The organism is Mariniflexile sp. AS56 (assembly GCF_030552475.1).
Classification (GTDB): domain Bacteria; phylum Bacteroidota; class Bacteroidia; order Flavobacteriales; family Flavobacteriaceae; genus Mariniflexile.
The window spans coordinates 177,883-204,440 of the sequence record NZ_JAUPED010000002.1; the positions used below are offsets into that span (position 1 = coordinate 177,883).

Consider the following 26,558-nt stretch of genomic DNA (forward strand, 5'->3'; position numbering starts at 1 on the left):
AATTCCTTACAGAACCTGCTAAGTTTTAAAATTCTAACTTTTTTTAATGTTTACTAAAACGTTATAGTGTTATATGTGTCATAAAATAGAATAAATGCTATAGATATATGGTTTTTGTTTAGTAATTTTACCTTTGAAAAATTGAAATTTAATGTCAAAAACAATTAAAAAAATAGCGGTTTTAACTTCTGGAGGTGATTCTCCAGGGATGAATGCAGCCATTCGTGCTGTAGTTAGAACCTGTGCTTACCATAATATAGAGTGTATCGGTGTCTACAGAGGCTATGAAGGCTTAATGGAAGGCGATTTTAAAGAAATGAATGCCCGTAGCGTTAAAGGAATTATTAACAAGGGTGGTACTATATTAAAATCTGCACGTTCAAAAGAATTCAGAACCAAAGAAGGTAGAGAGAAAGCACATAATATTTTATTAGAAGCAAAGGTAGATGCCCTTGTAACTATTGGTGGTGATGGTACTTTTACAGGTGCCATGATTTTTAGTCAGGAGTTTAATTTCCCAATTATGGGTATTCCTGGAACTATTGATAATGATATCGTTGGAACTACACATACTTTAGGGTTTGATACCGCATTAAATACGGTTGTAGATGCTATTGATAAAATTAGAGATACGGCGAGTTCGCATAACAGACTTTTCTTTGTAGAGGTTATGGGGCGCGATGTAGGGCATATTGCTTTAAACGCAGGTATTGCAGGTGGTGCTGAAGAGATTTTAATTCCGGAAGAAGATTTAGGGTTGGATAGACTTGTAGAATCTTTAAAAAGAAGTAGAAAATCGGGTAAATCATCTAGTATTGTTGTGGTTGCCGAAGGTGATAAAATAGGAAAAAACATTTTCGAACTGAAAGATTATGTCGATCAAAATATGGATGGTTACGACGTACGTGTATCGGTGCTTGGGCACATGCAACGTGGTGGTGCACCTTCATGTTTCGACCGTGTTTTAGCGAGTAGAATGGGTGTAAAAGCTGTTGAATCTTTATTAGAAGGTAAAACAAACTCTATGGTTGGTTTACTTAATGGTAAAATGGAATTAACACCTATCGAGAAAGCTATTAAAGGAAAAACAAAAATAAATTTAGAATTACTGCGTGTCTCAGACATTATGAGCACTTAACATTTATAAACAAGATTATGTCAAAATTAAAATTAGGAATTAACGGGTTTGGTAGAATAGGTAGAATTGCTTTTAGAGTAGCTGCAAGTAGACCTGAAATTGAAATAGTAGGAATTAACGATTTACTAGATGTTGAACATTTAGCATACTTATTGAAATATGATTCTGTACACGGTCGTTTTAACGGTACCGTTGAAGTAAAAAATGGTAACTTAGTTGTAAACGGTAACGAAATTAGAATTACTGCAGAACGTAACCCAGAAGATTTAAAATGGGATGCTGTTGGTGCTGAAGTAGTTTTAGATTGTACTGGTATCTTCACAACTTTAGAAGGTGCACAAAAACACATTACTGCAGGTGCTAAAAAAGTAGCAATTTCTGCACCATCGGCAGATGCGCCAATGTTCGTAATGGGTGTAAATAACAAAAAAATAACAGCTGCAGATACAATTGTGTCTAACGCATCTTGTACTACTAACTGTTTAGCGCCTTTAGCTAAAGTTATTAACGATAACTTCGGTATCATCGAAGGTTTAATGACAACGGTTCACGCAACTACTGCAACACAATTAACTGTTGATGGTCCTTCTAGAAAAGACTGGAGAGGTGGTCGTAGTGCTTTATCTAACATCATCCCTTCATCTACAGGAGCTGCAAAAGCAGTAGGTAAAGTAATTCCAGAATTAAACGGAAAACTTACAGGTATGGCATTTAGAGTTCCAACTCCAGATGTATCTGTTGTTGATTTAACTGTTAGAACTGAAAAATCTGCAACTTGGGAAGAAGTAAAAGCAGTATTGAAAAAAGCATCTGAATCTGGTGATTTAAAAGGTGTTTTAGGCTATACAGATGAAGCTGTTGTTTCTCAAGATTTCGTGTCTGAAACTATGACAAGTGTTTTTGATGCTGAAGCAAGTATTGCACTTAATGATAATTTCTTTAAATTAGTATCTTGGTACGATAATGAGTTTGGATATTCAACTAAATTAGTTGATCTTGCTCAATATATCAGTAAAGTATAATTTAAGAAAATAATATTAATTATGAACTCCACAGATTTATTGTATTAGTACAAAGTCTGTGGAGTTTTTTTATTTAAAAGCACATGATTTTAATTGTTGATAGTGGCTCCACAAAAAGTGATTGGATTGCAGTAGATAATACCGGTAAACAACTTTTAGAGAAGTTACGAACTAAAGGTCTTAATCCTGAAATTTTAAAACAGGAAAAACTAAAAAAACTAATTAAAAAGAATCCAGATTTAAAAGCACACAGAAAAGAGGTGACTCACGTGTTTTTTTATGGAGCAGGCTGTGGTACAGATCGCGGTAAAGACATAGTAAACAGTGCTTTGGTAGAAGTGTTTCCAAATGCAATTGTAAAGGTAGAAGAAGATACCTTGGCTGCTGTTTATGGAACGATTAGCCACGATACAGAAGCTGCTGTGGTTTGTATTTTAGGTACAGGCTCTAACTGTAGTTATTATGATGGTACTAAGTTACACCAACGTGTACAGTCTTTAGGCTATATTTTAATGGATGATGCTTCTGGTAACTATTACGGGAAGCAGTTAATAAGAGATTACTATTTTAATTTAATGCCAGAAGCTATAAAAGTAGCCTTTGGTAGTAAATTCAATATGGAAGCCGATTATGTTAAATACAACATTTACAAACAGCCAAATCCCAACGCATATTTAGCAAACTTTGCCGAGTTTATGTTTTTAAATAAAGACTCAGAGTACATTGTTGCGCTTATTAAAGAAGGGATTCGCATTTTTGTGAAAAACTACATCATGCAATATAAGGAAGAGCTTAAAACGGTTCCTGTACATTTTGCAGGTTCTATAGCTTATTTTGCACAAGAAGAAATTAAAGCAGTTGCTGAAGAAATGGGCTTTACAGTTGGTAATTTTGAACGCCGACCTATTGAAGGTTTGGTTGCTTTTCATACCAAAAACTTGTAAAAAACTATAAATCATAACTTTTAAATCGGGAATGAATGTTTCGATTTTGAAATGAGACCTCACAGGTATGTAAAACCTGTGAGGTCTTTTTTTATGAAGTCCTGTTTTTTATATTAAAATGTATTAGTTTAGAACCCAAAACCAAACACATTGAAAAATCACATAGCCATTTACATCACTAATAACGACGATAAACTTCAATTGATAGAACGCATTCGTTCTGGTATGACTTTTGAAGATTTGAAACACTTAAAACATGCACTTTTTTCTGAAATTACGCTGAATAAGTTTATCGAAGAAGAAATGATTCATGGGCATTTTGATGTGCTTACCGAAACAAAAAACAGTTTGCTGCATTCATCGGAAGGCGAGCGTAAAAAGGCTTTGTTAAATCACATCATAGCACAAAAGCCCGATTATATTATTGCAGATAATGTGTTTGGTAATTTAGATGTCGAAAAACAAGCTGCTATTCAAAAAACACTCACAGATTTAAGCAGTAGCACCCGCATCATTCAAATTACAAATAGAAAAGAAGAGATTTTACCATTTATAGAAACTACTTATAAATTACAAGACGCTGCGCTTGTTGTGTTTAACAGAACAGAAACTGCAAGTACAAACGAAGCCATAAACTTTGTTGAAGCCTTACCGCAACCCTATAGACCCATTTCAGAACACATCAACCCTTTAGTTAAATTCAATAAAGTGTCTGTAAGTTACCAGGAACGTGGCATTTTAAACGGTATTACATGGGAAATTAAACGCGGAGAGTTTTGGCAGTTACTCGGTGCCAATGGTTCGGGTAAAAGCACCATGTTAAGCATGATTTATGGTGACAATCCCAAAGCATACGGGCAAGATATTACCTTGTTTGGTGTGAAAAAGGGGAGTGGAGAGAGTGTTTGGGATATTAAAAGGAACATAGGCTATTTTTCATCGGAGATGTTACGCGGTTTTAAACGCTTAGATTCTATAGGGAATATGGTCGTGTCTGGGTTTTTCGATACCGTAGGCTTATATAAAACGCCCACCAACGAGCAAATTAAAATAACCGAACAATGGTTGCATGTGTTGCACATGTACGATATTAGGAAGCAAAGTTTCTTAGACCTATCAAAAGGACACCAACGTTTGGTATTAATAGCCAGAGCCATGGTAAAACACCCACCATTACTTATTTTAGACGAACCTACTAACGGACTAGACGATTTCGATGCCAAACTATTCTCCGAACTTATAAATAAAATAGCTAAAGAAACCGATACCGCTATTTTGTATGTCTCTCACCGCAAAGAAGCCGGTTTAAACCCAAGTTTTATTTACCAACTCACGCCAAACCCAACTGGTTCTACAGGAAAACAAGTAAATATTTAGTAGTATTTATATCTTATTGGTGTAGCGTAATTTTTTACAGATTTAATTTTTATATTTACGGACGATGGTAATTTTAAACTAATTGTATCCTGATATGTTTATGGGGTGTGAGGGGGTGAAGTTACTATATAATATTGTTGTGCAACATTTAAGAAAAAAACTAACTTATAAAATATTTCAATTATGCCAAAAGAATTAACTATACAAGATGTTGAAAGATTAGTTGATAAGTTTAAAATTGAAAGATATACTTATCTCATTTTAATTGCTGCGTGTGCAATAATTATTTTAGTTGTAGCTGTAATTTCATTCATAAACGGAGACTGGAAAACTGCTCTATCACTAATGGCTCCAGGTGGTACGATTTTTTTCTGCCTTTCCCGTGTATTTAAAATTTGGGATGATATTATGAATGCTTTTTTCAATTTAAATAAAAAAAATGATGAGTAAAATAAATAAACAAATTCGTCAATTTACAGCAATCGGTATCTTCGCTACGTTAATTGGATATATGTTCTTAATATATCAATCTTATAATTTACGCGATGATATAAATACAAAAAAGAATGAAGTACAACAACTTGAATCTTTAAGGGTAGAAAAAATCAAAGAATTGACTGAAATACAAAATCAAATTTTAGAAATCACATCAACATCTCAAGATACAAATACCGTAAAAAAGGGAGAAAAATTAGCAGAAGAAAGAGGAATCCCAATAGTAAATAGCTTTAAAGTTACAACTAAACAAGAATCGAGTTTGTCTAAAGCGGAAGAATATGAAAAATTGGGCTTTCAATCAATTTTGGATAAGGATATAAACTCGTCTATTGATGCTTTTATAAAGAGTGAAAACGCATATAATGGTCGCAATGCGGTTTATGAAATTGCAAGATATTTAGTAAAAAACAAAAGTAAATTATCTGATAAAAATTCTGATTACTGGCCAATTGTCTTCCAGACCATTCTCTCAAATTATAGTTGGAAAATGCCAGATAATTACAAAATAGAATTTAAAAATAGAGCGGAATAAACGTAGCACAAGAACGTATAAAATAATAGGGCAATGAGTGCTTAACCCAATGGAAAAGGAACATTTTCGAAGTCGCCAAATTTTTAAATTTGGTTTTTTGAGAAAAAAAAGGATAATAAGAAAAATTTAAAAATTCGGCTTGTGTTTAACCTAATAGTAACTGTCTATTTTTAGTACTACTATTCTTATGCAAAAGCGTACCTACAAACAATAAAAAACAACCTCGACTAAACTTATGGCAAAGATTTATAGTTTAAAAATCAAAAACTACAGAGGAATTGAAAAACTTGAGCAAGTTTTTGGTATTACAGATTTCATCTGTTTAATCGGGCGAGGAGATTCAGGAAAATCAACTATTCTTGACGCTATTTCTAAAGTTCTATCTCCAATGTGGAATCAAACATTTTATGATACAGATTTCTATAATGGAAATATTTCTAATCCAATTGAAATTGAGGCTTCACTATATGATTTACCAATTAGTTTGACTAATGAAAACAAATATGGGCTTTATATAAGAGGCTTAGATAAGGATACCAATATTATACATGATGACATAAAAGATGGTTGCGAAGAAATACTTACAATAAAATTAATAGTTGATAAAAATTTAGAGCCGAAATGGTCAATTGTTAATAACCGAGAAAATCAAGAAGCAATTGAAGTCAGAGCAAGCGATAGAGCTAAATTGAACGTGTTTTTAGTTTCAGATTATATAGATAAACACTTTTCTTGGAATAAAGGCAATCCATTGTATTCATTATTAAAACAAAATGATTCTAGTGATGAAAAAAATAATATAATACTTGATGCGTTTAGAGAAGCAAAACAAGAAATTGACACAAATTCATTCAATCATTTAGATGATACTGTAAAGAAAGTAGTAGATTCAGCCTCAAAATTGGGGGCAGATATTAAAGACACCACCACTACAACTATTGACTTTAAGGATATATCTATTAATGATCAAAGAATTAGTTTACATGATGATAAAATTCCTTTTAGATTAAAAGGTAAAGGTTCTAAAAGAATAATTTCAATGGCTATCCAAACCGAATTATCAAAATTCGGAGGGATTTTGTTAATTGATGAAATAGAACAAGGGTTAGAACCGGATAGAGCACAGCATTTAGCCCAAACTTTAAAAAGAGATAATAAAGGCCAAATTTTTATAACAACACATTCTAGAGACGTATTAGTAGAATTGACTACAACTGATTTATTCAGAGTAAAAAATAACTACAGTAAACTTTATGAATTTGACTCAACTTTACAAGGGTGCATTCGTAGTAATCCAGAGGCTTTCTTTAGTAATAAGGTTTTAGTCTGTGAAGGACCAACCGAAATAGGGTTTTGCAGAGGTTTAAATAATTATTTAATTACTGAAAAAGGTATTAATTCCGCTATTAAAGGTGTTCGATTCGCTAACGGTGGAGGTTCAACTCAAATTGACTATACTAAAGCGTTTCTTAATGCAGGGTATAAAGTTTGTTTATTCTGTGACTCTGACGTACAGAAAATAAATGATGAAAAGAGTTCTCTCTCTTCTTTAGGTGTGACGATTATCGATAGTGATGACAAAAAAGCTATGGAAAATCACATTTTTGAAGATTTACCTTGGGATGCTATCAAAGAATTGATAGAATATAGAATAGAAGAAAAGGATGAGGATAGTGTTAAAGCATCAATAAATTCAAAATATAGATCAGAGTTAGGTGAAAACTGGAAAGATATAGATTCTAATGATTTAAGAGATGCAATTTATAAATCTTCAATTGTAAAAAATAAAGAGTGGTTTAAACGAACTGACCATGGAGAAGTTATTGGTAACATTAGCCTGAAATATAAACAGAAATTCCTTGATAAAAAATTGGGGAAACAAATTGACCAATTAATAAATTGGATTGAAAATGATTGATTACAAAGAATTTGTTTCCAAAGAAAAAAGTATGTTAATTGCACCAGCTGGATTTGGTAAAACATATACTATATCAGAATGTTTAATTCATCTAGAAGGGAAAGGAAAACAACTAATACTTACTCACACTCATGCAGGCGTAGCTTCTTTGAAGGAAAAATTCAAACAAAAAAAAATACATTCTTCTAATTATAATATTGAAACTATAACGAGTTTTGCTCAAAAGTATGTACTTTCATTTTATACAGGAATAGACATACCTTCTCAGGAGAATAGTAAAGAATATTATCCTTTCATAATAAATAAAGCTAATGAAATATTTAAATTAAAACTTATTAAGAATGTTATTTCAAGAACATACTCTGGCTTATTTGTAGACGAATATCAAGACTGTACAACTCAACAGCATGAGTTAATCTCATCATTAGCTGATTTATTCCCGACTCATATTCTTGGTGATTACTTACAAGGAATCTTTGGTTTCAACGGTGAAGAACTTGTTGATATGCAAGCTGAGAATGATATGCTTGAATTTGCTAATAATCAGTATTCTTTAAATCAACCCCAACGTTGGCTAAGAGGAAATAATAATAACTTAGGATTAGATCTAAAAAAAATCAGAGAATCTTTAATTAAGCAAGAAGAAGTTAATTTAGCTGAGTTTCCATCAATTGAAACATTTACTTTTGATGAACGAGATTTATACATACCGTATAAGGACTATTATAAAGAAATAACGAAACTCTTGCAAGAAGAAAATTTATTGATTTTACATCCTGATTCCACAAGTATTTACCCAAGACTTAAATTAGTTAAGCAATTTAATAATCGTATAAAGTTAATTGAATCAATAGATGATAAAGACTTTTATAAAATAGCAAAAACAGCTGATGAAATTACAAATGAAAATATATTTTCTAAGTTAAAAGAGTTAAGCTATAAACTTTTTAATAAAACTGAGCTTGATAAGTGGTTTAATGAAAAAGGATTTAAAAAGAAAAGAGAAGAAAAAGATCGTACATCTGTTAAGCATCTTGAGTCACTGATAAAAGAATTAAAAAATGATATTTCTTATAGTAAAATTTCTTGTTTTTTAATTGGAGTAAAAGAACTTCAAGGTATAAAATCCCACAGGAGAGAATTGTTTAGTTCATTTGTTAAATCTTTAAGAGAAGCAGATGAGAATAAAATTTTAGTGTCATCTGCTATGTCAAATAATCGTAATTTAATCCGTAGAACTGGTCGTAAAGTATTTGGCAGATGTATCGGAACAACCTTATTAACAAAAGGGTTAGAGTTTGATACTGTTGCTATAATAAATGCCCATAAATTTAAGTGTCCTAAACATCTTTATGTTGCTTTAACAAGAGCGTCAAAAAAACTTTTAATATTCACGAATAAAATTGAGTTATTACCCTATAAATAAAGCAAGCAAGTAACTATGTATAAAAAATATAGGGTGTTTGGAGCTAAATTCAAAGCCTGTGCATATTAACAAAGTCTGCTAAATATAGATAATTCGTTTTTAATCGTGACGCTTTTCTTACATTGATCATAATCCATTAAAGAAACTATAAGTCAACATCATAATATAAATCTTAAAATTATAATCATAAAATCTTTAATAACCATTCTATTTACAATCCTTTTATCTCTTCTTTATACATGTTGTGATAACAAAAAATCAAAAAAAAATAGTGAAAGAAATTTTATGAGTAATGAATTAATAGGAAAGTGGAATTAAGTGAGTACGGACAAATCATTAAATGATAATGGCTCTAAAATTGAATCGATATAATTTGTTAACGCTTCAATTGCAGAAATTCAACTAATCCATTCTATCGAGAAAAGAGTTGTGATTGGGAAATGGACTAACGGATTTAATAAAGAATTAGGAAGTTTAAATTTAGACTTTGAACCTAATATTAAAATAACTTATAATATAGACAAAAATAATAGGACCATTATACTGTTAGATATATCAGAAGAAAAAAAATAGTCATGAATGGAGGTGAATTAAGGTTTGAAAAAGAATAAAAAAAACGGGCTATAATACAGTATATAAAAAATGACTAGTTTTATCTTAACAAATGTGAGTTACTTTGTTTGCTAGCATCTGATTTTCTTTAGGAAAATCCTCGCACATAAACACACAACTTGCCATATATAAACGTTGCAAAACATTATGCCCCGTCCTAAAAATAAACAACAAAACAATCATGAATAAAACCCTAAAGCAAGCTTGTATCCTCCTTATATTCTCCTGTGTTTTGGTCAGTTGCAATAGCAATCAAAAAACCAATATTTTTGAATTAGAACAAGGGGATTTACTGTTTCAAAATACGGGAACAGGAGAAATAGATAATGCGATTAAAGATGTAACAGCTACGTCTTTTTCTAAAAACTATTCGCATGTAGGGATGGCAATGCAAAAAGATGACAAATGGTTTGTCGTGGAGGCGATTCCAAAACAAGGCATTTGCCAAACGCCTTTAATAAAGTTTTTGAACAGGAATAAAAATAAATTCAATAAATCTCAAACCACGGTTGCAAGACTGGATAGCTATTACCAGCCCTATATTTCTAAAGCAATAGCGTATGGAATGGAAAGAATCAATACACCTTATGATGAGATTTTTCTATGGAATGACGATTCTTATTATTGCTCTGAATTAGTTTATAAAATGTTTTCTTCTCAAGATATCCCTACAGATTCTATTCCTTTTCTTACTCACCCCATGACGTTTAACGATAGCACAGGAAACCCCATGCCAAGTTGGGAAACTTATTATAGAACACGCAACCATGCAATTCCTGAGGGAATGGAAGGAACAAATCCTAACCTGATGGCCAGCAGCTCTCACATTAAATTTGTGCATGATTATGAGAATGAATAGAGAAGATTTATTAGAATTATCGGACGTTGAGCTTTTAAAGAAAGCTAAGAAATTAAAATATGATACCTTTATTAATGCGTTGTTAATTGGGTTTTGCATTGGAATTGTAGTTTGGAGTGTTGCTAAAAACACTTGGGGGTTTCTTACGCTAATTCCTTTATTTTTCATTTATAAAATGGTCAATAAATCGAAAAATGATGAAGAATTGAAAGCCGTTTTAAAAGAGCGAAATATTAAATAAATGATGGGAGCACTGTGTGAAAATGATAAACCACTCAATTATTCATAAGCGAGCGCGCTTACCACATTAAAAACCAACCAACATGAAAAGAACATTTTTAGTTTTTATAGTAATGGGCATGTGTTTCCATTTGTACGCACAAAAACCGAGAGCAAGAGATTTAGGAGTTCCGTTTGTTGGTAAAACCGGTGAGTTTAATGCCATTACAGATGTTAAAGGCGTGGAAGTGGGGTATAGCACTATAATTTCGGGAGACGGCGAAAATAATATAGGCAAAGGCCCCATAAGAACTGGAGTTACGGCCATATTCCCGAGAGGAAAAGCCAAGAAATTTAGTCCGGTTTATGCCAATTGGTACAGCCTAAATGGAAATGGAGAAATGACAGGTACAACTTGGGTTACAGAATCTGGGTTTTTAGAAACCCCTATCATGATAACCAATACCAATAGTGTTGGTGTTGTTCGCGACGCTGTATTGAAGTGGTATGTAGACACCGATTGGTATAGTGGAGAAGATTGGTGGTACACCTACCCGGTAGTTGCAGAAACTTACGACGGTTTTCTTAATGATATCTATGGGTTTCACGTAAAAGAAGAAAATGTATTGGAAGCCATAAATAACACCACAAGCGGAAAGATTGCAGAAGGTAATGTTGGTGGCGGCACGGGAATGATGTGTTTGGGCTTTAAAGGAGGCACTGGCACGTCTTCAAGAGTTTTTAGAATAAAAGATTCAACGTATACGGTTGGCGTCATAGTTCAATCTAATTTTGGAGCAAAAAGAAACTTATCTATTGCAGGTGTACCTGTTGGAATTGAATTAAAAGATACCTTAAACTACAAATTTAATGCACCACCAACATCAAGGAGACAAGAAGGAGATGGTTCCATTATAGTGATTATTGCAACGGACGTTCCTCTTTTGCCCCATCAATTAAAAAGAATTGCTCAAAGAATTCCATTAGGTGTTGGAATTGTAGGTGGACGGGGAAGCAATGGCTCTGGTGATATCTTTTTAGCCTTCTCTACGGCAAATGAAACGGCATTTAATCGCGATGAAAGCACCACGGTGGTATCTATGTCTAATGACCAACTAATGCCCGTTTTTGAGGCAACGGTTCAAGTCGTTGAAGAAGCAATTATCAATGCCATGGTAGCAGCCGAAACTATGGAAGGAATTAATGGAAATACGGCGTATGCTTTACCGCACGATTTACTCATTAAAACACTTAAAAAATATAATAGAATAAACAAAAACGTAACTATAAAAAATGAATAGTTTAGTATTGAAAAGGGATATTAGGGAAGGTTATTCTTGTTCATTATTTCGTTATAGTTGTAATCTTAAAATGAGTCTGTTATTAAACATTTACAAAAAACATGAAAGTACCACTCCAAAAAATTAATAAGCTTTTATTAATTTTTACCACACTAATTAGTTTATCAAATTGTGCTTATGAATTTTCAGAAGATTCATTTGTAGAAGTCATCCAAAAAAATCCAACAGCATCTATTAGTTTGAAGGACATCAGTGATAATCAAACTTTTTACGTTCCTACAAAAATCCATTTTAATTATAATGGAAATAACAAGCATCTCCTATATGAAATAATAATTCAAATTGATAATGTTGTAATCAAAACGAGCACAACCAATACAGGTGATTTTATTGTCGATACAGAATCGTTAGACGAGGGAAATCATGTTTTAAAAGTTGAATATATTTTTTCTTCAGGTTCTGGTAGTTTAGCCGATGTAAGTGGTGTTGAGGCTTATATAAAAACGGAAGAATACCATTTTACAGTTGATAAATCTATTCCAGAAACGGTAGTAATGACAAGTGTTGAAATTATTGATGGTACTATTTATCTTTCTTGGGAGCCTATTACTAAGGTTAATTTTGATGTATCGGCCATTGTAGTTTCAAATAATGGCTATATCGATTCTCAAGCACTAACAAAACAAGAATTGTTAAAATTGAAATATAATGACAAGAATGTTTATGCATTCACACTAGCGGGGCAGGATCCAATAGGCCATGATTTACAATTTTATATATACCTTGAAAATTCTAGAGGAAGTACAAGAAGTAACAATGTGAGTTTGTTTATAGAGCCACTTGAAGTAGAAAAGCGCATTTTAAATGAAAATCAATATAAATTAATTATACCCAAGCACACTTTGTATCGTAATTTTGACTATTACGTTTTTAAAAATCCTTCTAACAATTCAAACCATAAAATTAGTCCGTATGGAGGTGAAATTATAGTAAATGAACCTATTAAGTTTCCTAGTTATGATTTTAATGTTAACCTTGATTTATTTAAAGTATCTGGGACTTCGGAGATCTATAAAGGGACTATATCTTCCTTTATATCCTATAATAAACAATTTCAATCGGACTATGGTCCAGGCGGATACTATGAGTTTATTTACAGTCAATTAAATAATGCAGTATATACTTTGCGGGTATATCGTAGTTGTGCTGGTTGTGAAAGAAGATATACAATAGAACAAAGGAATGTTAATGATTTATCCGTAATTAATTCAAAGCAAATTGCCATAGTTGAAGATGGCAGTGAAGGTGAACTAACAATAGATCCAACAACGGGGAATTTAATACTTAATGTAGGTAACATTTCTTTTTTAGTAGATAAAAATAGTTTGTCAATAATTAAGCAATGGTCACCTTCGGATTTTGGAGAACAAAGCGGACAAATAATTTACAGAAACAATATGGTGGTTATTGAAGATACAGATAAGATAACTTTTTATAATTCAAACACGAAATCACAATTTTACACTTTAGATAAAACGGGGTATTTTAAAATTTCGGCAAGTGGTCAATATTTTTTTGCAAATAATTCTATTTTTGAAATCACCAATAACTCTGTAAATATTATTTCGACAGCAGACACCAATTACTCTGTAAATCTGGTAGAATTTATTGAAGACGAAAACAAATGTGTTTACAACACCTATGATGGAAACCCAATTGTCTTTGATTTTATGACCAGAACAAAAACAACTTTAAGTGATTTTACTAGAATTAATATTATGGACTATAACACCGGCACAAAGAAGTTGTTACTTGTACGAAGTGAATTTGGAATAAGCAATACTCAAGCCTCTTACGTCTATATATATGATTTTACAACTACAAACGTTAAAAGAATTGAAGTGCAAAATGTTGTTTCAATATGGAGTCCAGACGTAACTCCTAGCGGCTATTGGTTTACAAAGAACAAGTTAATATCTAGTTATGGATACTATTTAGATCATTATTTAAATGAATAGAAAAATGAAAAAACAAACAGCCTTATTTTTGTTTATCTGTTTCTCTTTCATATGTCACAGTCAAAATGGTCATATTATTGTAGAACTTAATTACAATACGTATTCACATGCTTCTTTAAAGTCTTTTCAGCAAGAATTTATAGAAGACATTCCAGAAATCCCTATTGAGGTTAATGATAATTTCCCCGCGAATATTGGTTTTACATTGGGCTATAAGATAAACGAAATTAATACGTCCTTTTTTCTTAGTTATAACTCAACAGGAGGGAAAATATCATATTCAGACTATTCAGGAGTTATTAGAATTACCCAACCTTTAAATGCGTACACATTTGGAGGCGAGTACCAAATAGAACTATTTAAAGATTCCGGCTTTAGTTTAGGATTGAGAGGTTTTAGTATGTTATCAAATATGAAGTTAGAGAATTACACGCAAATTTCAGATAATGTTACTTATGAGAACATAAAATTTGAAACTATTAACTATGGTGCTGGAGGAAAATTAATTTATGAATATCCTATATCTTTCTGTATTATTAGGGTGTCATTTGGTTATGATATAACCTTCGGAGGTACCTTGAAATTTAAAGAAAATAATGACTTTCATTTAGAAAATAACAATGGCGACACAGTAAAAACGAATTGGTCTGGTTTAAGAACTGGTTTAGGCATTGAAATTCCAATTTAATTTTTTTGGCAGGTTTACAACCGACTGAAAGAATAAAAGGTATTGATAATGTTAAAGGTACTGTAAACCTCATTTCTCTATGGGAAATCTTTACACATAATGCAGCACTATTCTAATAATAAATTGTGGGTATTCATAAAAGTGAATGGAATTAGAATGGTAAAACTTAATACATAGCGAATAATCTAGTCGACTTTAAATGATACGAATCAACCACAAAACCGCTAGCAACAAATTATATCAAAATGAATAACATAATTATACAAGGCATAAAATTTGACGATAAATCTTCTTACCAGAAAGGGCCTAAATTGGCGCCTCCGTTAATAAGAGAAGCCTTGAATTGTGGTTCTGCAAACATGTATACAGAAAACTTAAGGTCTATAGAAAATTCACGCATTGATGATAGAGGTGATTTTGAAATATCTGAATATTTTGATATTGAGGAAATAACTAAAAACCATATTAATACAGGGGCTAAAGTTTTTACTTTAGGAGGCGACCATTCCATAACCTTTCCCATAATTAAAGCACATAGTGAGAAATACCCCAAATTAGACATTCTTCATATTGATGCACATTGCGATTTATATGATAATTACGAAGGTGACAAGTATTCTCATGCCTGCCCCTTCGCAAGAATTATGGAAAACGGATTTGCCGTTAAGTTGGTTCAAGTTGGTATTAGAACATTAAATCCGCATCAAGCGGAACAAGCAAAAAAGTTTCATGTTGAAATTCACCAAATGAAAGATTTAGATTTAAAACGGATTCCAAAATTTGAGAATCCTTTATATATTTCTTTAGATATGGATGGGTTCGACCCAGCATTTGCACCCGGAGTGTCACATCACGAACCTGGTGGCTTAACTTCTAAAGAAGTTATAAATTTAATTCAAAACATCGATGCTGAAATTATAGGAGCTGATATTGTGGAGTATAACCCGAATAGAGATTTTCAAAATATGACCGCTTTTTTAGCAGCAAAAATGATGAAAGAGATTTTGGGTAAAATACTGTAAGACAGAAGCTTGTTCTAATTCAGTGAATCGGTTTACAAGGGTGTTAAAATTCTAGCATGTGATTAAAATTTACATTCAGGGACACTCTTGCATTTTTTTATTGCTTCATATTTATATATCAAATTCTGAATTTTCAGTATCTTTAAGAAGTGTTTGTAAAACAAACTAATGATGTCCCTTTTACTGTTAGAATTAATACTGTTGAATGTTATATTGAATATTGATAGAAAAATAGAAAATAAATAAGGGGAAGCCGAAAACCGGTTAGAGTAGGCGTTATAAACTAAAATCAGCTAAAATGAATTCATTTTACAAAGTTCTCATAGCGGTGTTTTGTATTACCACGGCTTCAACCATTTCAGTATTTGGACAAGTTACTGATAAACAAAAACTTTTATACAAGTCAGGAAATCCTGTTGATTGGCCTCAAGATCAAGATGCAGTAGTTTCTGCACCAAATAATCATAAAATTTTATTAGAAAATGATAAAGTAAGAGTATTAGAAGTAACGCTTGCGCCAAATGAATTAGAACCAGTGCATCATCATCAATGGCCAAGTGTCCTTTATATTATGGAGGCAGGAGATTTTATAGATCGTGATGCGGATGGGCATGTGATTATGGATTCTCGAAAAATACCAGAACCTCTTGTTTTTCCTTTAACCATGTATAAGAATCCAGAAGCACCTCATTCAGTTGAAAACTTGAGTAATACGAAAACAATTCGATTGATTAGAGTTGAAATGAAACCATAAAGTGTTTCCATAGGAAACTTATAAGTGAAGTCTAAATATAAAGGAGAGCTATTCGAATTAAATCAGTGGTCCAAAAAAGTATGGCAAAGAATCCCGTAAAACAACTATTCAGAATCCTATTTATCACGGCGAGTATAGGTTCTTTGTGGTTTGTGCCATGGATTTTGGTAAAGGCTTGGATTTTACCGCTACCTGATACCGTTCAAGAACAACTCAACCAAAGCCTAGATCATGGGTTTGATGGCATAATTGTGTACGTGGACCAAGCAGGGAAACCGCCCGAGTTTTATGCAGCTGGTTGGCATGATCGAAAAAACAAGATAAAGGCTTACCCGCAAGCCTTATTCAAAATAGCGAGTATAACCAAGCTTTATGTGGCGGTTGCCACTGCAAAATTGGTCAAAAACCAACAGTTGTCTTTGGATAAAACCGTCGCTGATTACTTTCCAGAACTAAAGGGTAGCATTGAAAATGCCGAACGCATCACCTTAAAAATGATGCTGCAACACCGGAGTGGTATCCCTAATTTTATAGAACATCCTGATTATTGGACTAAGCCACCTAAAAACAGTCAAGACATGCTTGATTATGCACTAGATTTACCTGCGGACTTTGAGCCCGATGCCGATTATAAGTATTCAAACACCAATTATCTGTTGATTTCTAATCTTATTGATAAAGTGCTGGGGTATAGCCATAAGCAATATATTAAAGAAGAAATTTTAATACCGCTTGGGCTAAAAAATACTTTCGGTTCCCTTCAAGATGTCGATATAAACCGTGTAATGAGTGGGTATTATGTTGGTTATGAGGAAGATTTTAAGACTGAAGATATGGGGTTAATGCTTGCGACCGTTGAAGATGTAGGCATGTTTTTGAGAGCATTAAATGATGGTTCTGTTTTTAATGAAGGGGAACAGGAAATTTATAGCGCCATTTATGTGTACGAACATACAGGGCTAATTGTGGGCTATCAAAGCATTGCAAAATACCATGAAGACCTAGATACGGTTGTCATTCAATTTAATAATACCACCAATTTTGATGGCTATGATTGGAATTTAGCTGAAATTATGTATAACCGAGTTTTGAAAATAGTACGAAAACAAAGAAGTAAGTAACCCACTAAAAAAAGTATTTAAACAGCTGGACGAATATCAACCGCAACACTCATCTTATTTTTACCAGTGCTGTAAATAACGCCTTTTAGTGGCGGCACATCATAATAATCACGTCCCCACGACACCGTAATGTGTTGGTTTTTTGGTATTTGATTGTTTGTAGGGTCAAAATCTACCCAACCGAATGTTGGGATGTAAACGGAAAACCACGCATGCGAGGCATCTGTACCCACCAATTTTATTTTTCCAGGAGGAGGTAATGTTTCAATATAACCACTTACATAGCGTGCCGGTAAGCCAATAGATCGCACACAAGCAATGGCTATTTGCGCAAAATCTTGACACACCCCTTTTTTCTCTGTCATAACCTCTTGTAATGGGGTTGCAATGGTACTAAAGCTAGAATCGAAGTCAAATTCGGTAAAAATACGTTCCATTAACTCATAAGCAGCTTCAAAAATAGGTCTGTCAGGTTTAAAGGACACTTCGGCATAGGCTTTTATTTCTGGTGAAATTTTAGCTATAAAAATGGATTCCAATATAAATTGCTTGGCATCAATATGCTCGGGTGTATTTGCTTTTAAGGTGCTTAACGCTGTTTCCAAAGTGATGGTTTTACCTATTTCCGAATCTTCAATATCGGGTTGTAAGGCGTAATCTCTTAGTATTTTGCTTTTAGCAGTTACTTTTAGTTCGGTATGATGTGTTTGAATGGAAAACCGTGTAATGGTATTTCCAAAAAAGTCTAATCGTTCAGAAATTTCAGCAGGCTCCGGACTAATTTCAAGCTCATATTCTAATAAGGTTTGACCTAAAATAGATTTAGGCTTTAATGTGGCAATGTTATGGCAAAAAGTAACGCCACTTTCATAGTCATAACTGGTGGTATGTGAAACTTGAAATTCCATAATTAAAGGGGGAAATTTTGATTAACCAATTGTTTTTGTTGGTACACATGATTGAAATAGGTGTTTGAAACAGACAAAGACATTTCATGCAATAAATCGCTTAATTCAGCCAAAGCATCATCTAGTTCTTGTCTAATAATCCCATCAGTATCTAATTCTAAAAGAGAATCCATCTTCAAACTTCTAATTTTAAAATTGGCTTCTGAAATGAATTTTTGACATTCGGTAGCTTTCCCTGTAACTTCAGAATGTGGTAATCTGTCAATATCTTTTTGAATGCGCCTTAGTTGATAGGTGAGTGATTTTGGGTATTCTTTATCTAATAAAATAAGATTTATTACATTTTCAATACTTAAATACGACCTGTAACTGTAGCGGTAAATATTTAAGCTTTCATGACTGTTTAATACAGCTTCCAAAATCTCGTATTGTGTGTGCTCTTTATGATTCATCACTAAAAGAGAACGACATTTGGCTATATTCATGGTCGCTTGTTCGGTTTGTAAACCTATAAAATATAGCAGTAAGCCTTGTTCAACCAAAATGCTTTCTTCGATAAGGCCCATAAAAGCAATAAGTCTGGTAATAATACGGTCTAATAATTTGATAAGGGCAGCGGTAGACTTTTTGTCGTCTGCTTCCTCAAACTGTTTCCAAATTTTTTGAATACCATCAAAAACACGCCACATGTCTTTAGACCATAAGTTTCGCAGTGAGAAGTATGAATTATTAAAACTGGAAAGTGTCTGCGCAAAGCTTCCCATGCGATTCCCATCAATAATAAGCGAGCGAATTTCTTTTAAAGGATTTTTTAAGGCTGCTTCGCCTTCTTCACCTATAAAACCAGGAAAAGTGGACGTAATATTTGTAACCGATTGAAACAAATTAAGCAAACTCTCAGACTGTGTTTTTTGTTTATTATACTGCTCGTTACTCATTTTATTGAGCACGGTACGTAAAAATCGAGCGGTCACTAGGGCTCTGCCTAAATACCTTCCAGACCAATATAGGTTTTCGGCGGTATTACTAGGTAAATCGTTAATGCCTGAAATGGAAATTCTACAGGTACTGTCCCATGAATAATTTTGAATATGGGTTTGTGGATTGTCTGTAACAATCCAGAAATCCTTACTCACACCACCACGTTGGTTGGATACAAATAAGTTTTCACGTTCTGCAGCAACGCGTACTAAACCTCCAGGCATGACCGAATAGCCATCTTTGTGTGCAATAGAAAAGGTTCTGCACATCACTTTACGGGGTTCTAGCTTGCCATTTACAAAATCGGGGGCTGTAGAAAATGATATTTTTTCTTGCGCTACAAAAACAAAAGGGTTAGAAAGAATTTCCTTTTTTAAGGATTCTAACTCACTTGGTTTTAAAAATTCACAGAAAAAGATGCTTTCTCTATTTGATCGGTCTATTCGTTTTACAACCAAATTAGTTAGGTTGTTTAAAACATAGGCGCGTTCTTTTTTTTGTCCGCACCACCAGGATGCAATTTGTGGCAAGATTAAATCTTCCTTAAAAAAGTATTTACAAATAACGTTCATAAACGGGATAAGCCCAGAATTTTCTAAAACGCCACTACCTATTGGGTTTACAATGGCTACTTTCTGTTCTCTTACAACGTCCAATAAACCAGCAACACCTAAGTAGGAGTCTTCACGAAGCTCTAAAGGATCCATAAACACATCATCCACTCGTCTTAAAATCACATCGACTTGTTTCAGTTCTTTTAAAGATTTCATCCAAACTTTACCGCTTCTAACCACCAAATCGTTCCCTGTAACTAATGGATACCCCAAAAATGAAGACATGTAAGCGTGTTCAAAATAGGTTTCATTTAAAGGACCTGGTGTTAATATTACAATGGTGGGGTTGTCTTTATTTTGAGGTGCCGACTCAATAAGCATTTGATTAAATTCATAAAAGAAATGCGTAGGCTGTTTAACATGGATATCTTTAAAAACATCTGGTAAAACACGGCTCGTCGAAAACCTATTTTCTAAAGCATAGCCCATGCCCGAAGGCGCTTGGGTTCTATCATTCACCACCCACATGCGTCCATCAGGACCACGTGCTAAATCGGCTGAATAAATTAATAGATTTTTTGCTGTTTTATATTGAATTTGGTCACATTGTCTTAAAAAACCACGGTGTGCATAAATAACTTCAGGCGGAATGATGCCGTTTTTTATAAGCTCGCGCTCTCCATAAATATCTTTCAATATCAGATTTAATAATTCTGAACGTTGTTTGATACCTTTTTCAATCGTTTCCCATTCTTTTTGATGAACAAGAAAAGGCACAATGTTTAGATCCCAGGTGCGATGCATGCCTTTGGGGTCGTTATAAACATTGTACGTGACACCGTTTTCATCCATTAACCAATCAATCTCATTTTGCTTTGAGATTAAGGTTTCGGCTCCTATTTCGGTTAAATTACTTAGTAATTTGTCCCAATTAGGATTTACAGACATATTAGATTTCAATACTTCATCATAATTACTTTCAGCAGAAAAGTAGTTTTTAAAAAGGGTGTTTTTATCGATCAGCATCAATCATTTATTTTTTTCTGAGATCTAAGGTATAAGGAAATTCGAAATTAATTGGTAATTCTTTGTATTTAAATTTTTTGGTGCTATCAAGTTTTTGAACATTCTTGCTAGAGTTGTTATCATCTTGTGATATTTGTTCGACATCGAACACGTCACCTTGAGTGTGACCTTGCTCCCAAAAACGGTTAATTCGTCTTGATTCGGCTTCATAACTATTCACAGGATAGGTTTCGTACGAACGACCACCAGGATGCGCCACAAAATAGGTGCAGCCACCAATGGAGTGTTTGTTCCAGGTATCAATAATATCAAAAACTAAAGGCGTATCAACATCAATAGTAGGGTGAAGGGAGGAATGCGGGTTCCAAGCTTTATAACGGATACTCGCCACATATTCACCCTTAACACCGGTATTATTAAGGTGTACTTTAACGCCATTACACGCAAGCACATAACGTTCTTCAGTAAAATGTGAGACTTTCACTTGAACACGTTCTACGGAAGAATCGACATATCGGGCAGTTCCACCACCAGTCATTTCTTCACCCAAAACATTCCAAGGTTCAATAGCCGCACGCAATTCTAAATGGATATTGTTTATTTCAACCATTCCATGAAGTGGAAACCTAAATTCGAAAAACGGGTTAAACCAATCTTCTTTAAATGGATAGCCAGCCTTGTTAAGTTGCGTTACAATGTCCTTAATATCTTCTCGAACATAATGTTCTGTTAGAAATTTATCATGTAATTCGGTGCCCCAACGTACTAAATTATGCTCGTAAGGTTTTTTCCAGAACCAAGAAACCAAGGTTCTAACCAACAAGTTTTGCATTAAGCTCATTTGCGGGTGTGGTGGCATATCAAAAGCACGTAATTCTAAAATACCTAATCGTCCAGAAGAAGAATCTGGTGAATATAGTTTATCTATACAGAATTCTGAACGGTGCGTATTTCCTGTTAAATCGGTTAATAAATGGCGGAATAATCTATCAGTTAACCAAAAAGGGACTTCACCGTTTTTCGGTATTTGACTGAAAGCAATTTCCAACTCGTATAAATTTTCCATGCGCGCTTCATCTATACGAGGCGCCTGACTGGTAGCACCAATAAAGGCACCAGAAAATAAATAGGAAAGTCCAGGATGGTGTTGCCAAAAGGTTAATAAACTACGCAATAAACTAGGTTTACGTAACAAGGGACTATCAGCAGGGGTAACGCCACCTAAGGTAACGTGGTTACCGCCACCAGTACCTGTATGTTTACCATCAAGCATGAATTTTTCAGTACCCAATCGCGATTCTTTCGCAAGTCTATATAAGGTTAAAGTATTGTTTGTTAGTTCTTCCCAGTTTTTAGCAGGTTGTACATTCACTTCTATGACACCTGGGTCTGGCGTTACTTTAAGCGATTCTAAACGGTTGTCTTTAGGTGGGTCGTAACCCTCTAAAATAACAGGGATGTTCAGTTCTTTTGCAGTAGCTTCAATGGATGCTATTAAATCTAAAAATATTTCTGCCGTATCTAAAGGTGGTAAAAATAAGTGTAGTTTACCCTCTCTAATTTCGGCGCATAACCCAGTGCGAATAAAATAATTAATATTATTTTCATAAATACCTTGCTCACTAACCTCTTTAAAACGTCGTGACACTCTATTTTTAAAACTAGGAAGCTTTTTCTTTTTAGAGAAATTATCGGGTTCATGTCGAGGGAATTCACCGTGTTCTGGCTTTCTTATAAGGGAGTCTAGCGGTAAACGTAGTCCAATAGGCGAGTTACCTGGAATTAAAAACAGATGGTTACGTCTAAAACTCCAATCAGAGGTATACCAGATGTTTTGTGAATTATTTAAAGGTAGAACATAACCAACAGCTTTCGATTTTCCGTCGTTTAGAAGTTGTTTTAATTTGTTTTTCACCAATAAAGCACCATCATCCTTGGTAGGATCGATGTCTACAGGCAATTTTCCTTCTTCCCAAATAAAGTAAAAAGCATCTTCATAGGTTGGGATGATATGTCTATTCGTGACACCTAAATAGGTAGTTAAGGTGTTTAAAAAGAGCTTGTCGGCATCTTCAGGTAGTGGCGGATTGTCTGAAAATAAAGAAAGTAACTCTTTATTGTGCCAAATTTTTTTTCCATCCTTTCGCCAGCATATTTCAATAGACCAACGCGGAAGTGGTTCCCCAGGGTACCATTTCCCTTGGGCTTGATGCAAAATACCACCGTTACTAAATTCATCATATAATTTAGCAGATAGGTTTTTTGCCAATTCGCGTTTGTGTGGACCATCGGCATCGGTATTCCATTCGGGCGATTCCATATCATCTATAGAAACAAAAGTGGGTTCACCCCCCATGGTTAACCTCACATCGCGTTTTTCTAGTTCTTTTTCTACTTTAAAACCGAGGTTATAAATTTCATCCCACTGCTCTTCAGTATATGGCTTGGTAACACGAGGCGATTCGAAAATACGTTTTACTGAGTTCTCAAAAAAGAATTCGGTTTCGCAAACATCACTCATACCCGAAACAGGTGCAGCACTTTCAAAAGAAGGTGTACAGGCTAATGGAATATGCCCTTCGCCAGCTAATAAACCGGAAGTTGCATCAAAACCGATCCAACCAGCTCCCGGAAGATAAACTTCCGCCCAAGCATGTAAATCCGTAAAATCTTCTTCAGGACCAGAAGGACCATCCAAGGATTTTTCATCGGATTTTAATTGCACTAAATATCCAGACACAAAACGGGCTCCAAAGCCTAAATGGCGTAACGCCTGTACAAATAACCAAGCGTAATCACGACACGAGCCACTTTTAAGCTTTAAGGTTTCTTCACACTTTTGAACGCCTGGGTCTAAGCGTATATTGTACTTTAAATATTCATATATTTTTTTATTAATGTCTATTAGAAAATAGATGGTTTTTCGAGGTGTTTTATCAATAGACCTTACGAAATCTTGTAATAATTCACCGTTTTCAGTGATTTCTAAATAAGGTAGAAGTTCCTTTTTTGTAGTAACATCGTACTTAAAAGGAATTTCTTCAGCATACTCTTCAACAAAAAAATCGAAGGGATTTATGGTTTTTAAATCGGCTATAATTTCAACTTCAATAGATAATTCCTTTGTTTTCTCCGGAAAAATTAAACGCGCCATATAGTTTCCAAATGGGTCTTGTTGCCAATTAAAAAACTGATTTTCGGGTTTTATTTTTATGGAATACGCTTCTATAGGGGTTCTGCTATGTGGAGCAGGGCGTAATCTGAAAATGTGTGGAGATAATGATACTGAACGATCGTATTTGTATTGTGTTTTGTGTGAAATTACAATTTTTAAAGCCATTTAAAAGTAGTGTTAGAAACAGTGTAAGTTAATATTTAAATTGAAATGAAAATGCTTTTTGTGAACTGTAATTTACAAATATATAAGCAGTAAGTCTTAAAAAAAGCATAAGTAATCTCAATTTTATAAAAATAATAGAATTCCAACAGGAAACTACTATAATCTCATAAATTGTAGTTAAAAAAGCACATATTATTAATAGTGTTTTTGTTAAAATAAGGGTTTATTAATAGTGATTATTTTAAGAAAGTAGGAATCATATGAATTTACACATATTTATATGTATTTTTAGACAGTTAATTTAAACGAAATGGTCCTGTGAAAATCTTAAAATTTGTACCCTTATTGATTACAATAGTCTTTTTTATAGACGCTATGTCTAGTCAAACCAAGATAAAATTAATTAAGAAAAACGCACAAGTTGAAATGATAGAAACGGGGTTTCTTTTTACCGAAGGGCCTGCGGTGGCAAAAAATGGAACTGTTTATTTCACAGACCAACCTAATGATAAAATTCATATGTGGGATGAAAAGAAAGGGGTTTCATTGTATTTGGAAGGAACAGGAAGATCAAACGGTTTGTATTTTAATTACAAAGGACAGTTAGTTGCTTGTGCAGATGAAAAAAATCAATTGGTTTACTTTGATGAAAACAAGAAAATGCATGTTATTTTTCAAGATTTTGAAGGGAAACATTTAAATGCGCCCAACGATTTGTGGATTGCTCCAAATGGAATAATTTATTTTACCGATCCGTATTATCATAGATCTTGGTGGCAAGAAGGGCATAAGGAAATTCAAGAGGTTCCTGGAGTATATGTGTTAAATACTGAAGGGCATATAAAACGTGTGATTTCTGATTTCGTAAAACCCAACGGTATTATAGGAACACCAGATGGAAAAACACTTTATGTGGCAGATATTGGAGGTTCCAAAATATGGAAGTATGCGATAAATAAAGACGGCACTTTAAGTGATAAAACCTTTTTCGCACCGCATGGTAGTGATGGAATGACTATCGATACCAAAGGGAATGTATATCTAACCTCCGGAAAAGTATGGGTATACAATCCCGAAGGTCAATTAATTAAAGAAATTGAGACACCAGAAAAACCTTCGAATGTTTGTTTTGGTGGTAAAAAAAGAAATGTACTTTTTATTACGGCTCGAAAATCTGTTTACTCATTAAAGATGCGGGTTAAAAATGTCTATTAAATGGTTTTATCTATTAAATCGACCAGACACATTACCATCTAAAATACCCATAACTTCATTGACATTGGCGTAATTCACATCACCTTCATAAGTGTGTTTTAAGGCGCAGGCAGCACTTGCAAATTCCATGGATTTATAATCGTCGAATTTCTGTAAACCATATATTAAACCAGCAGCAAAGGCGTCACCTGTTCCTATACGGTCTATAATATGTGTGATATCGAAATCGCTTGTTTCTCTAAATTCCTTACCATTCCACATTCTAGCTCGTATTTTATGCCATGATGCATTGATAGGCGTTCTTATTTTATCAAAAACCTTTTCAATAGATGGAAATTTTTCTATAAGAGCTTTACTGGCTGTAATGAAATCTTCGTTTGAAAACCCGTAGTTTGTATCTAAGGCTTCATTAATTTCATTAATACCACCGATGAAAATGGTGGAATATGACAGTAAATCTATTAAAACATCTTGTGCGTTTTCTCCATATTTCCACAGCCCTTTTCGGTAGGTAGGGTCGGCACTTACAGCGATTCCTTTTTGTTTCGCAATTACAAGTCCAGCTTTAAGGGTTTGGTAAGCTTCTTTACTTAGGGCAGGAGTAATGCCTGTCCAGTGAATCCATTTTGCTTTTTTCAAAATGCTTTCCCAATCAACCATTTCTGGTTTAATATCAGAAAAAGAAGAATGCGAGCGGTTATACGAAATCGCACTTGGTCGCATAACGGCACCTACTTCAAGAAAATAAACACCTAAGGGTCTGTCTGAACGCACAATGGCCGATGTGCTTACACCAAATTTTTGTATATATGAAATGGCCGTATCACCAACAAAATCGTTGGAAACACAGCTGATATGTTTTACCTTTTCACCAAAATTAGCAATAGAAATACCTACATTTACTTCGGTGCCACCAAAATAAAATTCCAACAAATTAGCTTGAATAAATTTTTTGTTTCCTTCTGGAGATAATCGCATTAAAACTTCTCCGAATGTGATAATTTGTTTCATATAGTGATGGTTGTTGGTTTATTGTTATTTTGAAAACTCTGGTATGTTCAAAATTTAACTAATTACTAATTATA

General features: G+C 33.7%; 21 protein-coding genes. 17 read left to right on the forward strand and 4 right to left on the reverse strand.

The genetic code is table 11. The features are described from left to right. The first annotated feature begins 151 nt into the window (after nt 1-151). The 16 genes from pfkA (at nt 152) to Q5N74_RS03535 (ending at nt 17,449) form a co-directional block, all read left to right on the forward strand. Nucleotides 152-1,138 carry a 6-phosphofructokinase gene (gene pfkA / locus Q5N74_RS03460; protein ID WP_304387315.1) on the forward strand — a complete coding sequence of 329 codons (987 nt, stop codon included), beginning with the start codon at nt 152-154 and terminating at the stop codon, nt 1,136-1,138. Between the two features lie 17 nt (nt 1,139-1,155). Beyond that, complete coding sequence (gene gap / locus Q5N74_RS03465; RefSeq protein ID WP_304387316.1) at nt 1,156-2,160, forward strand: type I glyceraldehyde-3-phosphate dehydrogenase; 1,005 nt, start codon at nt 1,156-1,158, stop codon at nt 2,158-2,160. A gap of 83 nt (nt 2,161-2,243) precedes the next feature. After that, complete coding sequence (locus Q5N74_RS03470) at nt 2,244-3,104, forward strand: BadF/BadG/BcrA/BcrD ATPase family protein (protein WP_304387317.1); 861 nt, start codon at nt 2,244-2,246, stop codon at nt 3,102-3,104. A 150-nt stretch (nt 3,105-3,254) separates the two neighbouring features. Continuing rightward, on the forward strand, nt 3,255-4,481 hold the full coding sequence (locus Q5N74_RS03475) for an ATP-binding cassette domain-containing protein (RefSeq protein ID WP_304387318.1): 1,227 nt from the start codon (nt 3,255-3,257) through the stop codon (nt 4,479-4,481). Nucleotides 4,482-4,664: 183 nt separating this feature from the next. Continuing rightward, on the forward strand, nt 4,665-4,931 hold the full coding sequence (locus tag Q5N74_RS03480) for a hypothetical protein (RefSeq protein WP_304387319.1): 267 nt from the start codon (nt 4,665-4,667) through the stop codon (nt 4,929-4,931). Beyond that, nucleotides 4,921-5,511 carry a hypothetical protein gene (locus Q5N74_RS03485; protein WP_304387320.1) on the forward strand — a complete coding sequence of 197 codons (591 nt, stop codon included), beginning with the start codon at nt 4,921-4,923 and terminating at the stop codon, nt 5,509-5,511. Before Q5N74_RS03480 ends, Q5N74_RS03485 begins: the two co-directional genes overlap by 11 nt. Before the next feature lie 235 nt (nt 5,512-5,746). Next, entirely contained in the window at nt 5,747-7,429 is a 1,683-nt protein-coding gene (locus Q5N74_RS03490) for an ATP-dependent endonuclease (protein WP_304387321.1), read from the forward strand. Further along, entirely contained in the window at nt 7,422-8,855 is a 1,434-nt protein-coding gene (locus tag Q5N74_RS03495) for a UvrD-helicase domain-containing protein (RefSeq protein WP_304387322.1), read from the forward strand. The genes Q5N74_RS03490 and Q5N74_RS03495 overlap by 8 nt, the downstream gene beginning before the upstream one ends. 793 nt (nt 8,856-9,648) lie before the next feature. Continuing rightward, complete coding sequence (locus Q5N74_RS03500) at nt 9,649-10,326, forward strand: YiiX/YebB-like N1pC/P60 family cysteine hydrolase (RefSeq protein WP_304387323.1); 678 nt, start codon at nt 9,649-9,651, stop codon at nt 10,324-10,326. Further along, complete coding sequence (locus Q5N74_RS03505; RefSeq protein ID WP_304387324.1) at nt 10,313-10,567, forward strand: FUSC family protein; 255 nt, start codon at nt 10,313-10,315, stop codon at nt 10,565-10,567. The genes Q5N74_RS03500 and Q5N74_RS03505 overlap by 14 nt, the downstream gene beginning before the upstream one ends. 82 nt (nt 10,568-10,649) lie before the next feature. Further along, nucleotides 10,650-11,846 carry a P1 family peptidase gene (locus tag Q5N74_RS03510; RefSeq protein WP_304387325.1) on the forward strand — a complete coding sequence of 399 codons (1,197 nt, stop codon included), beginning with the start codon at nt 10,650-10,652 and terminating at the stop codon, nt 11,844-11,846. Nucleotides 11,847-11,947: 101 nt separating this feature from the next. After that, a complete protein-coding gene (locus tag Q5N74_RS03515) occupies nt 11,948-13,864 on the forward strand; it encodes a hypothetical protein (RefSeq protein ID WP_304387326.1) in 1,917 nt (638 codons plus the stop codon). A 4-nt stretch (nt 13,865-13,868) separates the two neighbouring features. Further along, nucleotides 13,869-14,552 (forward strand): hypothetical protein, encoded by a 684-nt coding sequence (locus Q5N74_RS03520; RefSeq protein WP_304387327.1) that lies wholly within the window; start codon nt 13,869-13,871, stop codon nt 14,550-14,552. A 245-nt stretch (nt 14,553-14,797) separates the two neighbouring features. Next, on the forward strand, nt 14,798-15,574 hold the full coding sequence (gene speB / locus Q5N74_RS03525; protein ID WP_304387328.1) for an agmatinase: 777 nt from the start codon (nt 14,798-14,800) through the stop codon (nt 15,572-15,574). A gap of 298 nt (nt 15,575-15,872) precedes the next feature. Beyond that, nucleotides 15,873-16,328: a hypothetical protein gene (locus Q5N74_RS03530; protein ID WP_304387329.1), complete on the forward strand. Its 456-nt coding sequence runs from the start codon at nt 15,873-15,875 to the stop codon at nt 16,326-16,328. 80 nt (nt 16,329-16,408) lie between these two features. Further along, complete coding sequence (locus tag Q5N74_RS03535) at nt 16,409-17,449, forward strand: serine hydrolase (protein ID WP_304387330.1); 1,041 nt, start codon at nt 16,409-16,411, stop codon at nt 17,447-17,449. 17 nt (nt 17,450-17,466) lie between these two features. Here Q5N74_RS03535 and Q5N74_RS03540 read toward each other — a convergent pair whose 3' ends face one another. The 3 genes from Q5N74_RS03540 to Q5N74_RS03550 are packed head-to-tail and all read right to left on the reverse strand — an operon-like array spanning nt 17,467 to nt 24,258. Then, the gene (locus tag Q5N74_RS03540; protein ID WP_304387331.1) at nt 17,467-18,357 is read right to left on the reverse strand and encodes a transglutaminase family protein; all 891 of its coding nucleotides are present in this window, start codon (nt 18,355-18,357) and stop codon (nt 17,467-17,469) included. Nucleotides 18,358-18,359: 2 nt separating this feature from the next. After that, entirely contained in the window at nt 18,360-20,918 is a 2,559-nt protein-coding gene (locus Q5N74_RS03545) for a circularly permuted type 2 ATP-grasp protein (RefSeq protein ID WP_304387332.1), read from the reverse strand. 7 nt (nt 20,919-20,925) lie between these two features. Beyond that, a complete protein-coding gene (locus tag Q5N74_RS03550) occupies nt 20,926-24,258 on the reverse strand; it encodes a DUF2126 domain-containing protein (protein ID WP_304387333.1) in 3,333 nt (1,110 codons plus the stop codon). 345 nt (nt 24,259-24,603) lie between these two features. Here Q5N74_RS03550 and Q5N74_RS03555 point away from each other — a divergent pair, with 345 nt between their 5' ends. Continuing rightward, on the forward strand, nt 24,604-25,473 hold the full coding sequence (locus Q5N74_RS03555) for an SMP-30/gluconolactonase/LRE family protein (protein ID WP_304387334.1): 870 nt from the start codon (nt 24,604-24,606) through the stop codon (nt 25,471-25,473). 6 nt (nt 25,474-25,479) lie between these two features. On the opposite strand, the gene Q5N74_RS03560 is transcribed toward Q5N74_RS03555, so the two are convergent. After that, entirely contained in the window at nt 25,480-26,484 is a 1,005-nt protein-coding gene (locus Q5N74_RS03560; RefSeq protein WP_304387335.1) for a sugar kinase, read from the reverse strand. Nucleotides 26,485-26,558 lie beyond the last annotated feature (74 nt).